Source organism: Methanoregula sp., from assembly GCF_035543475.1.
Taxonomy (GTDB): Archaea; Halobacteriota; Methanomicrobia; order Methanomicrobiales; family Methanospirillaceae; genus Methanoregula.
This window is the reverse complement of record NZ_DATKKA010000022.1, coordinates 1-13,197: the sequence shown is the minus strand read 5'-3', so window position 1 is coordinate 13,197 and position 13,197 is coordinate 1. Positions and strand designations below refer to the sequence as shown.

Genomic DNA, 13,197 nt, shown 5'->3' with positions numbered 1-13,197 from the left:
GGGAATACCGTGTTGCCCGCAACCAGGTCACGTGCGTGACTGCTGGCTATGCCAAGGCATTGGGGAGATAAACATGACGCAGATTTTTAAAAACGGTGGAATTCCGCTTGAGGCGCAGTATATGTATCACCATGCGCTTTACCTTTCGAGGCTAGGGAGAAAAGAAGAAGCGCTGAATGACTTCCAGCGGGCGATAGTGATTGCTCCCCGGTTCTGCAAGGCATTGAACGCGATGGGGACCTGTCTTGATGAGCTGGAACGGTACGACGAGGCAGTGAGGAAACTTGACAAGGTAATCGAGATCGACCCAAACTATACGGAGGCACTGATCAAACGAGAGACAATCCTGAAAAAGATCAGTTTTCCCGGTAAGGCGCCAGCAGATCCCGAAAAAAGGCATTGAATAGTGCTTTGTTGAGTCGGTGTGGGATGATGAATGGCGTTAACCAGAACGCGGTACAGGTGGAATAAATTTTCCTCAAAATTAAATATATTTTACGGGGGTACTCTCCCTTCCCTCTAGCGGAGTTTTCAAATGACCGATGAGTTTTGGGATTTAATGTACCGTGTCGCGGTAGGTTTTTACTATGCAGCTATAGGTGTGTTACTTCTTCTCTTTTGTGGGCTCAATGTTACATTCGGTTATACTGGTGAAGCAGCTCATTCTATTCTTATAGTATTCTTTCTTGGTGGATTTTTTTTCCTTGCTTTAGGTATTTTCCTTATTATTGATTGCGGCAGAACCGGTTCAACAGGTTTAAAACAATAACTTGTGTTTAACGGGTAATTACATACCCTACAACCAACTGCTGACAATTTGATAGAGCCCGGAAAAGATAGTTCCTTCGGTGCTGTTGCATTTGCAGTTTGTGACAAATAATATTTCAACTCGTTAAAATATTCAAATCAAAAGTAAAGCAACAGCACCGTACACATAGTGATTGATATTGCCGGGTTACCCCACGTCGCTCTCCCCATTAACGGCTGCTGCTGGCAATGGTGTGATATACATCTTCCTGTTCCCGGATGAATAGGAATTAAGGTTTTAGTGCGTTAACGGTTGATTAATAAAATTAAGGAGATAAAAAAATTGGCTATCAACCATTAACGCAACAGCATCGAATCGAATATTATTGACTGGAGGATGTCGTCAACCTGACCTTCACTGTTTCTTTATCCACCTGTTCGGTTTCAAGAGTATATCCCCGGTGCTCAGCCTCAACTTCTATCCAAGGAGGCACATGGGTACAGGTAATATCAAGGACGAGAAAACCGCCCCTCTGGATGAACTGCTGAAGCACCTGTTTGCTTGAGATGTCCGGGCGCTTTCCTTGGACTTCTTTTATAGATATACAGAACGTACCCGGGGTTTTTTCCAAAGGTACCGGAATCCTAGATTCTGCCGTTGTTTGTGCAGAGGTTCTTTCCTTTGCCGTCTCTTTCTCTTCATCCGCCCAAACCTGGCTGAGAAATTCCTGTGGCTTCCCGGAAATTTCCCAGATAACACAACGGGCTCTCTCCAGTTCAAAATACGGAGCACCGCTGGCTGATGTGGTGACCAAAATCCGGCAGGGCCCGAGAAACATGATGAGTTCGGCCATTTTTTCCCGCATATCCTTAATGCCTTTTACCGGGTCAAGGACAAGTGGTATTTCACGATCTTTTTTCCAAGTTCCTTCGATGCGGGCAAATACAACGACAATTCCCGGTTCGTTCAGCGAGGAACTCGAACCATCATCACCAAGGATCACCGCAATTTCTTCTGCCATCATTTACTCCAGCCGGGACAAAACTCTCATATGACCAGCCGGTCCACAACTTTTCCTCTCTCAATATGCTCGTCAAGGATTACGGGGACATCGTCAGGAGTTACTGATCCATACCAGACATTGTCCGGGTACACAACGACAACGGGGCCTTTCTCGCAGATTCCGAAACAGCCTGTATTGGAGAGAAACACCTCCCCCCCTATGGAGCGTTCTTCAATCTCTTCCATGAATTTTGACATGATGTCAATGCCCTCTTTGGAGTGGCAGAATCCTTTCTGTTGCCCGTTTGCACGGGAACTCGTACAGACAAAAATATGGTGCCTGGGTTTTTGCATAATCAGCTACCTCGGGTGGTACAGAGTTCTTCTTTTATCTTCTGGCGGTACGTCGCATACTTGGTTTCAAGAAGCGTGTTTGTGAACCGGTCAAGGAACGCAAGCGTGCCCCGGTACCCGGCCGACAGGATCCGCTGCCCCCCAATACGGTCATGGATGGGAAAACCAATCCTGACCAGAGGGATGCCATGGCGTTCGGTGAGGGACTTTCCCCCGGAATGGCCTATTGCAATGTTTGATCCGGCGCATAATGCCGATTCTTCGATTGCGGCGATGTCGGCCCCTTCAAGGATGACCGGTTTTTCATCAGCAGATTCGATCACCTGGTTGAGCCGTTCTGCGATCAGGCTGTTTTTTGTGCCGCTTGCAATAACGACCGGAGTGGCGCCGTTCTCTGCGCAGAGTGTGGCGAAGGCATACACGAGCTCCGGTTCACCGTAAATGACCGGCCTCCCTTCAGCGTTAAATTTGTGTGAATCAGCCATGCCATCGAGCAACCAGCCGCGTTCGAGCATTAATGCATCAGGGATTGGCTGTCCACTAATCTTCGTGATTGTCTCGACGAAGAGGTCCATGTTTTTGAGGCCAATGGGGAGGGGCAGGTTAACCAACGGTACGCCAAACTCCTTCTCCAGGTAAAGGCCCGGCGATAGTGTGTCAGGACAGGTTGTCCCGAACTGGATAGTCACCGGCGCACCGGACATTTCCACGATCTCTTTTACCGTTGCCCCACCGGGCGGGATTTTCTGGTACCTTCCCCCGTATGGCCGGTCAAGCGTCATCGAATAATCCGGTACGAGCGTGTAGGAGAGCCCTGCACCATCAAGGATGCGTTTGATCTCCCGTATATCGGCCGGGCTGATGTGCGGGACGATCACGTTTATACGACGGTGCGGCAGCGTCGGGCGGACATAGTATGCTATTATACCCCGTGTCGCTGCCCAAAATCCCTCACTCTGCGTCCCGCTGTAACTGGGAGTGTTTACCGGGATGATATCGACACCGCTAACATTTTTCTCCTGTACGTAGGCAGTGACAATCCGTTCAAGATCCTCTCCCATCGTCTCGGAAAGGCAGGTGGTCAGTATACCAAGGACCGTCGGCTGGTAGACCCGGATCACGTTGTCCATTGCTTTCCTGAGGTTAGCCTCGCCACCGTAGATGGCCTGCTTCTCATTTAATGAGGAAGATGCGATATCAACCGGTTCGTTGTAGTGCTCGACGTTAGCAAGCCGCATGTACGTGCTGCACCCCTGCGAGCCGTGCACGAGCACCATCGCGTTTTCGATACCCTTGAAAACGGCAACAGCTCCAATAGGCATACACATGTGACACTGGTTCTCGCTGACCTGTCTGACCCGGGGTGCTGCAGCCTGCAGACATGTCATGATTGCACCGCCTCTGGGGCCGGGGTCCTGATCTGCTGCCATACCGGCGAGCACGTGGAAACATAAACCTCGCGGGCAAACCGGATCGCGCCGTCAAACCCGGCAAGGCCGTCTTTCCTGTCGTGGTTGTGGTCGACAAAACCTATCCCGAGTTTGTATGCGAGCACACGCTCCTTAACGCCGCCGACCATGACATCCACCTTTTTTTCGAGCAGGAATTTTTCCAGTTCTGCCGGGTTTGCATCATCAATGATGATCGTACCTTCGGAGAGCATCCGGCCCATACTTTCGTACTCGTCCTGCTTGCCGGTCTGGGTGCCGGAGAGCACAATCTCCATGCCAAGGCCACGGAGCTGGCGGATGATGGCAATTGCTTTGTACGCACCGCCAACATAGATCGCCGCACGTTTTCCCCGGAGTTTGCTGCGATATTTCTCAAGCACTGGGCGGATCCGGCTCATCTCACGGTCGATCAGGGTCTCTGTGCTCCGGGCGATATCCTCGTCATCGTAGAATGCTGCGATCTTTCTTAGGCTTTCTGCGGTGTTCTCCGGCCCGAAAAAGTTCACATCCATAAAGGGCGTTCCAAACGACCTTTCGAGGCTCGCTGCAACCCAGTGCATGGACCCGGTACACTGGACAAGGTTCAGGCACGCTGAGGGTGCCCGTTTGAGCGCAGCGACGTTAGAATCACCCGTGAAGGCGACATTGATCTCAATGCCCATCTCTTTAAGGTAGCGTTCAATCACCCATTTCTCTCCGCCGAGGTTATACTCGCCGAGGAAATTGATCTTTTTTGTTTTTTCTATCGTCTCTCCCTCTTTTGGGCGGATAAGCCGGAGCAGGGCCTCTGCTGCTGCCCGGTAACCGACAACCTTATTCCCGGATATAAATCCGCTTGACTCAACCGGGATAACATCGATCCCGTGCCGGGCTGATGCCGCCTTGCAGACCGAGATCATATCGTCGCCGATCATGCCCGAAACGCAGGTTGCGTAGGCAAACACCGCCGGAGGATGGTATTTTTCAACTACTTCATCAATACAGGCTGCAAGTTTTCTCTCGCCGCCAAAAATCACATCCTTCTCTTGCATATCGGTCGAAAAGCTGTTGCGGTACAACTCCGAACCGCTTGACAGGCTGCCCCGGATATCCATCGTGTACGTGGCACAGCCGATCGGCCCATGAACAAGGTGGACTGCATCGGTCACCGGGTTGAGAACTACCCGGGCCCCGCAGAATACACAGGCTCGTTGGCTGACCGAACCGGCAAGACTGTCATCCGCACAATGGATGCGGGCCCGGCTTTTGCCTGCGGTCAGGATGGAATCCTGCCGTTCGACAATGCATGCGACCGCTCCTGTCGGAATGGAACATGAATCTTCCAAAATCTCCTTCACCCTCTTTTCTCAAGGAAATTGTTTAGAATTCCTCTTCGTTTACAGGACCAATTCGAAATCCTCATCAGCGGCATCGCGGTCACGGCGTTCCAGAAGTGCGTTACTGATCTGCTCGATCAGGCGCAGGCAGCCCCGGTAGCCAACCACCGGCATGAGCGGGTGGACGGCCCGGTCAAGAATGGGAAAGCCGAACCTGACGAGGGGGATGTCTTCTGCTCGGGCAATGTATTTCCCATACGTTGTGCCTATCATGAGATCCACTTTTTCTTCCCGGATCCACTGGTGGAGATCGAAGAGATCTCCTTCTGCTTTTACCCGTCGTTCCTGGATGCCAGCCTCGTCGAACATCGCATTGATGGTCGCTTCGAACTCTTTCCCGGGGGTACCCGTAAGCAGGTATTTGGGGATCATACCCATCGTGAGCGCAAATTCCGTCATGGCGATCACATGATCAGGATCCCCGAAGATTGCGACCGTCTTTCCCTGGTAATGGAAATGGGTGTCAATCAGTGTGTCGATGACCTGGCCGCGTTCGACTGTCAAGTCTTGGGGGACTTCAATACCGAACCAGTTTTTTAACGCCATAACAAAATCATCTGTGGCCTTGAGACCGATAGGAAGTTTCAGGGGGATACCTGTAACACCGCATTTCTCCTGGAGAATGTCGGCAGCGTCGTGGGACGCGAATGCACCAAGCGCGAGTGTGACGACGGAGTTACCCGAATCCCGGATCTCGGCAACGGTGGCCCCGCCTTCAGGATACATCTCGTACCTGCTGGTAAGGGGCGAGTCCAGGACACCGGAGGTGTCCGGGAACATGATCAGTTTTATACCGAGGGACGAGACGATGCGTCGGATCTCCCGCATATCCCCGGGATTGACAAAACCAGGCAGGACGTTTGCCTGCTCTTTTTTGGCACCTCCATCTGACTGTGCGAGATAGGAGACCATCGCTTTGCACATGTTCGAGAAACCCGTAATGTGCGAACCCGCGTAACTTGGCGTGTTAGCGTGGATAACCACTTTTCCTTCGGGAATCTCGGCCTGTTTGACGATGTTTGGGATATCATCGCCGATTGTTTCCGAGAGGCAGGTGGTGTGGATCGCCATGACCTCGGGGTTGTAGATCGTAAAGACATTTTTTATTGAGGTTTTTAAGTTCGCTGACCCGCCAAAAACCGATGCTCCTTCAGTAAAGGAACTCGATGATGCAAGCACCGGGTCGCGGAAGTGCCGGGTGAGGTGCATACGGTGGTATGCGCAGCAGCCCTGCGAGCCATGGCTGTGCGGCAGGCATCCATGGATTCCCAGCGCCGCATACATTGCGCCGATAGGCTGGCAGGTTTTTGCCGGGTTGATCTTCCCGGTCGTGTGGCTGACCGTTTCTTCCGGTACACATTCAAGCATTGGATTCACTCCGTGGTTCTCGTTCTTTCTCCCATGGGGGGGCGATCAATTTCCATGCAGGAGCGGTGAGGGCTCTTGCGACGTCACGGGCAAAGGTGATCGCACCGTTATATCCAGCGTACGGGCCGCTGTAGTCATAGGCATGGAGCTGTTTTGAGGCAACCCCCATCTTGGTGACGATATACTTGTCCCTGACTCCTGAGAGGAAGAGGTCGGGTTTTGCAGTCTTCATCAGAACCTCAACCTCGTGGTGGTTTGCATCATCGATGATAATCTGTCCGCTTTTCATGTTCGGGTAGATGCCCTCGTAGTAGTTGAGCGGGACTTCGGCGTTCAGTTCGTCGAACTTCTCTTTTGACAAGTTCAGGTGGACGTGCGGTTCCTTGTACATTTTTTCATCCGGGATGAGGTGAAGTTCGGGAATGTTCTTACTATCCGCGTCGGTCTTGATGGTAGGGATTACCTGACGGCCCTCGTAGTCATCCCGGTGGGCAAACTCGTAACCGGCGATGATCATCTCCATACCAAGGTCACGGAGAAGGTACTGGTAGTGGTGACTCCGGGAGCCGCCGACAATGGCAAAGGCAGTCTTGCCCTGCAGTACTTTCCGGTACTGGTCGAGGATTGGGGTAACCCGAGCGGTCTCCCTCTCAATAATTTCTTCGGTCTTCCGTACAAGTTCCTCATCCCCAAAACATCGGGCGAGCTGACGTAGCGACTGGTTCGTCGCATCAATGCCAATGAAGTTGACCTTCAGCCATGGCGTACCGTACTTTGCCTCCATCATCTCGGCGATGTAGTTTATCGACCGGTGGCACTGGACGAGGTTTAAGTCCGCGAGGTGCAGGTTCTTTATGTCGAGGTAACTTGAATCCCCGGTAAGGACGCAGTTAACGGTATAGCCAATCTCCTTAAGGATCCGCTCAAGCTCCCACCCGTCGCCACCGATGTTATACTCGCCAAGGAGATTGATGACAAAACTGCCGGGTTTTCGATCTGTTCCTTTACCGACAATTTTCTCCATCACATTGTTGTTTGCAATGTGGTGGCCTGCCGATTGGCTGACCCCCTTGTATCCCTCGCAATTGTACGCGAGGACCTGGATACCATGCCGCTCTTCTGCGGCTTTTGCAACTGCACCAATATCGTCACCGATAAGCCCCACCGGGCACGTTGCGCAGATATTGATTGCACGCGGGTGAAATGTGGCAACAACCTCATCTATCATCCGTGCAAGTTTCTTCTCGCCACCAAAGACGATATCCGGCTCCTGCATGTCGGTGGTAAAGCAGAGCTGGGTGTATATTTTATCCTTGGGAGTATTGTCATCTGCCCGCGCTTTGTTCCGGCGCGTGCCCCAGCTATAATACCCGCAGCCGACCGGACCGTGGGTGATAGTCACCATGTCTTTGATAGGACCGACTACCACACCTTTGCATCCGGCATACGCACAGCCGCGTTGCGATATGATGCCAGGTATGGTTCTCGTGTTTGCTTCGATCAGAGGACAACTCGTCGCCTCCTCATCCTTGATAATGAGATGCTTCTTCCGGTTTTTCTTTACCGTATCCGGGTACGGAGTCATCATCTCATCGATTGTACCTTCAATGTCCGCCATAGCTGATGTCTCCTCACCAAATCGCTGCTTCTCCCGATTCACCGGTGCGAACACGAACCGCGTCGAGAACCGGCAACACGAAGATCACGCCGTCTCCGATGCCGTACTCGGTTTTGTTTGCACGCGTTATTGCATCCACAATCCGGGGCACATCCTCATCGTGCGCAAGGATCGTGAAGAGCCTGCGGGGGAAGAACCTCGATCCATCGAGGAAACTCGTTACCAGTTTTTCGGTATCCTCAACCCCGCCAAGGTCATTGACGCCCATCGACAGGAGCTTCTTTTTGCATTCTTCTATCTGCGTTGGATCGGTGACAAGCCTGCCCCGGCCGGATACCTTTACTGCGGTAAAACCAGCCACGCCGGCTGCGATAAGCGCTTTTTTTGTGGCGCTGGTTCTTCTCATCCGGATCACTGCCATAATCTCTTTCATAGCAGTCCTCCCTAGAGCTCTCGTATACCCTTCGAGATGGTATAGACCTCTTCTATGGGGGAAACGAAGATCTTTCCATCGCCGAACGTCCCTTCATTGCCGGTCTTTGCAGTATTCAGGATGGTTTTGATGACCTTGTCCTTGTCCGCGTCCTGGATAGCGACAAGGATCAGGATCTTCGGGATCTCGTCGTAGACCATGCCACCGATTTTAATCCCTTTCTGTTTGCCGCGGCCCACAACATCCACCATCGTTGCCGCATTAAATCCCGCAGAAGAAAGTTCCTCAAGTACGTCGTCTTTCTTCTCCGGTCGCACAATTGCACGTATCAGTAACATTACCTCACGTCCGCCATTTTTTGTCAATCCGAAATGCAGTTTATCGCACGTTACATCGCATCGAGGAATCCATGCTGCATCATGAGCTCTTCGAGTCGTTCTTGTTTCATCGGTTTTGGTATCACGAACAACTTGTTCTCATCGATGGCTTTCGCCAGGTTCCGGTACTCGTTTGCCTGACCAGAGGTTGGGTCGAAATCGATGACCGTTTTCTTGTTGATCTCCGCTCTCTGGACAAGGTTATCACGAGGGACAAAGTAGATGAGCTGAGACCCAAGTTCCTGAGCAAAAGCCTCAAGCAGGGGACGTTCATTGTCGACTTTCCGGCTGTTACAGATGATACCGCCGAGCCGGACCTTGCCATTCGCCGCATACTTCTGGATACCTTTTGCGATGTTGTTTGCCGCATAAAGCGCCATCAGTTCACCAGACGCGACAATGTAGATCTCCTCTGCTTTTCCCTCACGAATCGGCATTGCGAATCCGCCGCAGACAACGTCACCAAGCACATCGTAGAAGACATAGTCGAGATCCTCGGTATATGCCCCGAGCTGTTCGAGTAGATTGATAGATGTAATAATGCCGCGACCGGCACATCCGACACCGGGCTCTGGTCCTCCCGACTCTACACACCGGGTATTTCCAAACCCGGGTTTCAGGATGGCGTCGAGCTCAATATCGTCACCTTCATCCCGCAGCGTATCCAGAACGGTTTTCTGGCACAGACCGTGCAGAAGAAGCCGGGTCGAATCAGCTTTAGGGTCGCACCCGACAACCATAACATGCTTTCCCGCTTCGGCCAAAGCCGCCACAGTGTTCTGTGTGGTCGTGGATTTGCCGATGCCACCTTTTCCGTAAATTGCCACTTGTCGTTTCATTGAAACCTACCTTTGTTTCTCTCTGTTGCGAACTATCCCCGGGCCTTCATCGTTATAATCCCCTGGTCCGGTATCTGTGATCCAGTTCGTGGAGAAGATCTCCCGAACGTTACGTGTTCACATGCCAATCTTTTGCAGGAAAACAGAGACTGCATACTCCCTCGTTCCCTGCTCGCTGCCGTACCCAACTCCCGGTTCGGGACTGCCAGGTTTACACAATTGTGAAAGAGCGTTGAGCACCTTCACAAGTGTAAACTCTTCGTCATTCCGCCCAAGAGTAGATCGACCGCTTCAGCTCATTCAGTGCAGTAACATGGCATGAGGGGAATATCCAGCTCCCTGCACGCTGTCGCCGCATCGAAAGCAACAACTGGTGTACCCGAGGTGCTTCCGATGTAAGTAGTTCCTTTTGCATCATTCCTCCATTCTATAAATCATAATAGCTTTACGAATATTTATATATGATCGTAAGAACCTTCCTTCTATCATAATCATTTATAAATTAAATCTTATGAGGATGGATCGAAAGATAAGATTCTTGTCGAAATTGATGCTATAACAGTTACTGGTACAGAAGCATTGTTCTGAAAATTTTGGGGCATGGGCAAACATTTTTCAGTTCACTCATTATACGTATTTTCATGACGGGCGAAACCGGGCTTGAACTTTCCCCAAAGAAAGTTGAATATATTAAATTCCTCGCCGGGAAAAAAGGTCCGGTTAAGACAAAGGATATAGCCGCAGGTTTTGGTGTGGACCCGTCGACTATTACAAAAGCAATGGGTGAACTTACTGATGACGGATTCCTGGATTATACGCCCTATCACGGGGTCTGTCTTTCGGCAAAAGGAAAAATCATGGCAAAATTCCTGGTAAAAAGGCACCGGATACTCGCCCTGGCAATGACGCATTTTGGTCTTTCGCATGAGCAGGCATGTCGTGAAGTCTCACGGTTCGAGAGTTTCGTTTCAAAGGATGCGATAGATCGGATGTGCCGGGCCATGGGACACCCGAACAAAGGTATCTGCGGGGATATTACGCATGACGACGGGTGCCTTGAGAAATGATCTCCGGAAAAGGGAAACGCTTTTGAATCTTTTTTGACTGAATGTAACATTGAATTAAATTTTGGGCAATACCCAAAATTCGCATAATTATTATATGGATAACCAGCGAAGCAGTTGCTCAACATACCTCTTGAGGGGCAGAAAATAATGAAGTCGAAAACGTATGTCGCCATTGGAGGAATCGCATTTTTTATCATTATGACTATTTTCATTATTGTGGCGGGTTGTACACAGTCAAATTCTGTTGTGACCCCTCCCAATTCTATTCCCAACAACACAACCCAAAAGATACAGATTGTTGTCGCTGAAAATTTTTGGGGCAGCCTGGTATCTCAGATCGGTGGATCGCACGTTCAGGTGCTGAGTATAGTTTCAGATCCCAATGCCGATCCCCATGAATATGAAAGCAATACCGCGAATGCCCGTGCATTTGCAACAGCAGACTATATCATTGTCAACGGGGCCGGGTACGATGAATGGGCTGATAAGCTCATCAGTGCCGGGATCAAACCGAATGCCAAAGTGCTGAATGTAGCCAATCTTATTGGACAACAGGACGGCGATAATCCTCATTTCTGGTATAGTCCTGATTATGTGAACCAGACCACAAAACAGATGGAATCAGACCTTATTTCCATCGATCCGTCCAATACAAAAGACTACGAACAGAATTATGCCAACCTGCAGGTATCGCTTTCCCAATACCAGAACCGGATCGGCGAGATCAAACAGCAATTCGGGGGCACGAAAGTTGCAGCCACCGAATCCATCTTTGAATACCTGGCAAACGCGACCGGCCTTGATCTTGTTTCTCCGCCGGCATTTACTCATGCAGTCGCGGAAGGAAACGATCCCCCGGCAGACAGTGTTGTCCAATTTGAAACGCAGCTCCAGAGCGATAATGTGAGTGTGCTTGTCTATAACCAGCAGACTGTTACCCCGCTTACCGATAATATAAAGAAACTGGCCTCAGAACAAGGGATTCCCGTTATTGGGATAACAGAGACTATCCAGCCGCCCGACGTCTCATTCCAGGACTGGATGAACGCAGAATTAATCTCTCTTCAGAATGCCCTCAATGCAAAATCTCTGGGAAGTTAATCAATGAAAGACAACCTTCCACCAATTATTACCGCAGAAAACCTGACCGCAGGATACCAGGAAAATACCGTCTGGCAGAACGCCGGTTTCGCGATTGAACACGGCGAATTTGTGGCAATTATCGGTCCTAACGGATCGGGAAAGACAACCCTGTTTCGTTTGCTTCTCGGATTGCAACAACCCATACGAGGCACTATTAAAGTATTTGACGCCCGGCCCAAACGCGGTAATGAGCATATCGGATACGTGCCCCAGCGGCACGTAATTGATGCCGATACGACCCTCGAATCCCTTGAACTGGTGCGGCTTGGATTTTCCGGTAATAAATGGGGGATAAATCCTTTTTCCCGGAGCGATCACCAGGCCGCGTTTGACGCATTGAAAGCAGTAGGTGCAGAAGATCTGGCGCATCGTTCCCTCGGGGGATTATCGGGGGGAGAATTGCAGCGGGTGTTTCTTGCGGAAGCGCTGGTAAGCGATCCCCATTTATTATTACTCGATGAACCGTTGTCGAATCTGGATATCCGGCGTGAGCAGGAATTGGTTCAGGTTATCCATAATGTGGTCCGATCGCGCGATGTGACGGCCCTGCTTATCGCCCATAACATTAATCCTCTCCTGCCAGTTCTCGATAAAGTAATCTATATCGCCAACGGGAAGGTCGCCATCGGGAAGCCAGATGAAGTCCTGACATCCGAGGCCCTATCGGCGTTATATGGGATCCAGGTCGAGGTCCTGCGTGGATCTCAGGGCCAGATCGCGGTTATCGGTACCGAAGAAAACCAGCACCATTATGATTGAACGGGGCCATTATGGTTGATATTACCTTTAGCTTTAACCTGTTATCCGACCTCCAGGTGATGTGGCAGTACGACTTCATGCAGCATGCCTTTGAAGCCGGGACAATTGTTGCGATCATCGCGGGCATCGTTGGCTATTTTGTCGTGCTCCGTCGCTCGTCCTTCGCAGCACACGCCCTTTCCCATATTGGGTTTGCAGGGGCCGCAGGCGCCGTGCTGTTGGGGGTCGACCCAATCATAGGCCTTCTGCTGTTTACAAGTGGAGGTGGCATTACTATCGGGTTGCTTGGCCGGCGTGCCGCTTCCCGTGACATTCAGATCGGAACCGTCCTTGCATTCATGCTGGGCCTTGGTGTCCTGTTCATCAGTCTCTATAGCGGGTATGCAACCGAAGCGTACTCTATCTTATTCGGAGAAATACTGGGCATCAGTGCAAACGACGTCCTTGTGACACTTGTTGCGAGCCTTGTAATTCTTTTGTTAACCTCTGTCGTGTACCGTCCGCTTTTATTCGCATCTCTCGATGAAGATGTGGCCGAGGCAAAAGGACTGCCCACCCTCTTGCTCGGCGTAATTTTCATGCTTTTAGTCGCGGTAGCGACATCGATTTCCGTCCAGGTTGTCGGAGTCCTTCTTATTTTCGCATTAATGGTGACACCGGCA

At 50.9% G+C, this 13,197-nt stretch carries 15 protein-coding genes; 6 read left to right on the top strand and 9 right to left on the bottom strand.

Annotated features, from left to right (window positions below; all coding sequences use genetic code 11):
* Positions 1 to 73 precede the first annotated feature (73 nt).
* Entirely contained in the window at positions 74 to 403 is a 330-nt protein-coding gene (locus VMS83_RS07105; RefSeq protein WP_325411264.1) for a tetratricopeptide repeat protein, read from the top strand.
* A 132-nt stretch (positions 404 to 535) separates the two neighbouring features.
* Positions 536 to 769: a hypothetical protein gene (locus tag VMS83_RS07100; protein ID WP_325411262.1), complete on the top strand. Its 234-nt coding sequence runs from the start codon at positions 536 to 538 to the stop codon at positions 767 to 769.
* Between the two features lie 361 nt (positions 770 to 1,130).
* Here the strand turns inward: VMS83_RS07100 and VMS83_RS07095 are convergent, their stop codons facing one another.
* Genes VMS83_RS07095 through nifH form a run of 9 tightly spaced genes read right to left on the bottom strand, consistent with a single transcriptional unit; the run spans position 1,131 to position 9,566 of the window.
* Positions 1,131 to 1,772: a Fe-only nitrogenase accessory AnfO family protein gene (locus VMS83_RS07095; RefSeq protein ID WP_325411260.1), complete on the bottom strand. Its 642-nt coding sequence runs from the start codon at positions 1,770 to 1,772 to the stop codon at positions 1,131 to 1,133.
* A 23-nt stretch (positions 1,773 to 1,795) separates the two neighbouring features.
* On the bottom strand, positions 1,796 to 2,104 hold the full coding sequence (locus VMS83_RS07090; RefSeq protein ID WP_325411258.1) for a 2Fe-2S ferredoxin: 309 nt from the start codon (positions 2,102 to 2,104) through the stop codon (positions 1,796 to 1,798).
* A gap of 2 nt (positions 2,105 to 2,106) precedes the next feature.
* Entirely contained in the window at positions 2,107 to 3,492 is a 1,386-nt protein-coding gene (locus VMS83_RS07085) for a nitrogenase component 1 (protein ID WP_325411256.1), read from the bottom strand.
* A complete protein-coding gene (nifE, locus tag VMS83_RS07080; RefSeq protein ID WP_325411254.1) occupies positions 3,489 to 4,880 on the bottom strand; it encodes a nitrogenase iron-molybdenum cofactor biosynthesis protein NifE in 1,392 nt (463 codons plus the stop codon). The genes VMS83_RS07085 and nifE overlap by 4 nt, the downstream gene beginning before the upstream one ends.
* Positions 4,881 to 4,931: 51 nt before the next feature.
* Positions 4,932 to 6,299, bottom strand: a complete 1,368-nt coding sequence (locus tag VMS83_RS07075; RefSeq protein ID WP_325411252.1) for a nitrogenase component 1 — start codon at positions 6,297 to 6,299, stop codon at positions 4,932 to 4,934.
* A complete protein-coding gene (nifD, locus tag VMS83_RS07070; protein WP_325411250.1) occupies positions 6,292 to 7,917 on the bottom strand; it encodes a nitrogenase molybdenum-iron protein alpha chain in 1,626 nt (541 codons plus the stop codon). Before nifD ends, VMS83_RS07075 begins: the two co-directional genes overlap by 8 nt.
* Positions 7,918 to 7,930: 13 nt before the next feature.
* Positions 7,931 to 8,350 carry a P-II family nitrogen regulator gene (locus tag VMS83_RS07065; protein WP_325411248.1) on the bottom strand — a complete coding sequence of 140 codons (420 nt, stop codon included), beginning with the start codon at positions 8,348 to 8,350 and terminating at the stop codon, positions 7,931 to 7,933.
* An 11-nt stretch (positions 8,351 to 8,361) separates the two neighbouring features.
* Positions 8,362 to 8,688: a P-II family nitrogen regulator gene (locus VMS83_RS07060; RefSeq protein ID WP_325411246.1), complete on the bottom strand. Its 327-nt coding sequence runs from the start codon at positions 8,686 to 8,688 to the stop codon at positions 8,362 to 8,364.
* A 50-nt stretch (positions 8,689 to 8,738) separates the two neighbouring features.
* Positions 8,739 to 9,566, bottom strand: coding sequence for a nitrogenase iron protein (gene nifH, locus VMS83_RS07055; protein WP_325411244.1), 828 nt, complete (start codon positions 9,564 to 9,566; stop codon positions 8,739 to 8,741).
* A gap of 641 nt (positions 9,567 to 10,207) precedes the next feature.
* On the opposite strand from nifH, the gene VMS83_RS07050 reads away from it, so the two are divergent.
* The 4 genes from VMS83_RS07050 to VMS83_RS07035 form a co-directional block, all read left to right on the top strand.
* Positions 10,208 to 10,633, top strand: coding sequence for a metal-dependent transcriptional regulator (locus VMS83_RS07050; protein WP_325411242.1), 426 nt, complete (start codon positions 10,208 to 10,210; stop codon positions 10,631 to 10,633).
* Positions 10,634 to 10,780: 147 nt separating this feature from the next.
* On the top strand, positions 10,781 to 11,734 hold the full coding sequence (locus VMS83_RS07045; protein ID WP_325411240.1) for a metal ABC transporter solute-binding protein, Zn/Mn family: 954 nt from the start codon (positions 10,781 to 10,783) through the stop codon (positions 11,732 to 11,734).
* 3 nt (positions 11,735 to 11,737) lie between these two features.
* Positions 11,738 to 12,535 (top strand): metal ABC transporter ATP-binding protein, encoded by a 798-nt coding sequence (locus VMS83_RS07040; protein ID WP_325411238.1) that lies wholly within the window; start codon positions 11,738 to 11,740, stop codon positions 12,533 to 12,535.
* A 59-nt stretch (positions 12,536 to 12,594) separates the two neighbouring features.
* Positions 12,595 to 13,197, top strand: a 603-nt coding sequence (locus VMS83_RS07035; RefSeq protein WP_325411236.1) for a metal ABC transporter permease, incomplete at its 3' end; no start/stop codon positions are given.

What these genes read in the sequence shown, in the direction of transcription:
- VMS83_RS07105 (WP_325411264.1), top strand. Translation starts at nt 74, where the DNA reads ATGACGCAGATTTTTAAAAACGGTGGAATTCCGCTTGAGGCGCAGTAT.
- VMS83_RS07100 (WP_325411262.1), top strand. Translation starts at nt 536, where the DNA reads ATGACCGATGAGTTTTGGGATTTAATGTACCGTGTCGCGGTAGGTTTT.
- VMS83_RS07095 (WP_325411260.1), bottom strand. Translation starts at nt 1,772, where the DNA reads ATGATGGCAGAAGAAATTGCGGTGATCCTTGGTGATGATGGTTCGAGT.
- VMS83_RS07090 (WP_325411258.1), bottom strand. Translation starts at nt 2,104, where the DNA reads ATGCAAAAACCCAGGCACCATATTTTTGTCTGTACGAGTTCCCGTGCA.
- VMS83_RS07085 (WP_325411256.1), bottom strand. Translation starts at nt 3,492, where the DNA reads ATGACATGTCTGCAGGCTGCAGCACCCCGGGTCAGACAGGTCAGCGAG.
- VMS83_RS07075 (WP_325411252.1), bottom strand. Translation starts at nt 6,299, where the DNA reads ATGCTTGAATGTGTACCGGAAGAAACGGTCAGCCACACGACCGGGAAG.
- nifD (WP_325411250.1), bottom strand. Translation starts at nt 7,917, where the DNA reads ATGGCGGACATTGAAGGTACAATCGATGAGATGATGACTCCGTACCCG.
- VMS83_RS07065 (WP_325411248.1), bottom strand. Translation starts at nt 8,350, where the DNA reads ATGAAAGAGATTATGGCAGTGATCCGGATGAGAAGAACCAGCGCCACA.
- VMS83_RS07060 (WP_325411246.1), bottom strand. Translation starts at nt 8,688, where the DNA reads ATGTTACTGATACGTGCAATTGTGCGACCGGAGAAGAAAGACGACGTA.
- nifH (WP_325411244.1), bottom strand. Translation starts at nt 9,566, where the DNA reads ATGAAACGACAAGTGGCAATTTACGGAAAAGGTGGCATCGGCAAATCC.
- VMS83_RS07050 (WP_325411242.1), top strand. Translation starts at nt 10,208, where the DNA reads ATGACGGGCGAAACCGGGCTTGAACTTTCCCCAAAGAAAGTTGAATAT.
- VMS83_RS07045 (WP_325411240.1), top strand. Translation starts at nt 10,781, where the DNA reads ATGAAGTCGAAAACGTATGTCGCCATTGGAGGAATCGCATTTTTTATC.
- VMS83_RS07040 (WP_325411238.1), top strand. Translation starts at nt 11,738, where the DNA reads ATGAAAGACAACCTTCCACCAATTATTACCGCAGAAAACCTGACCGCA.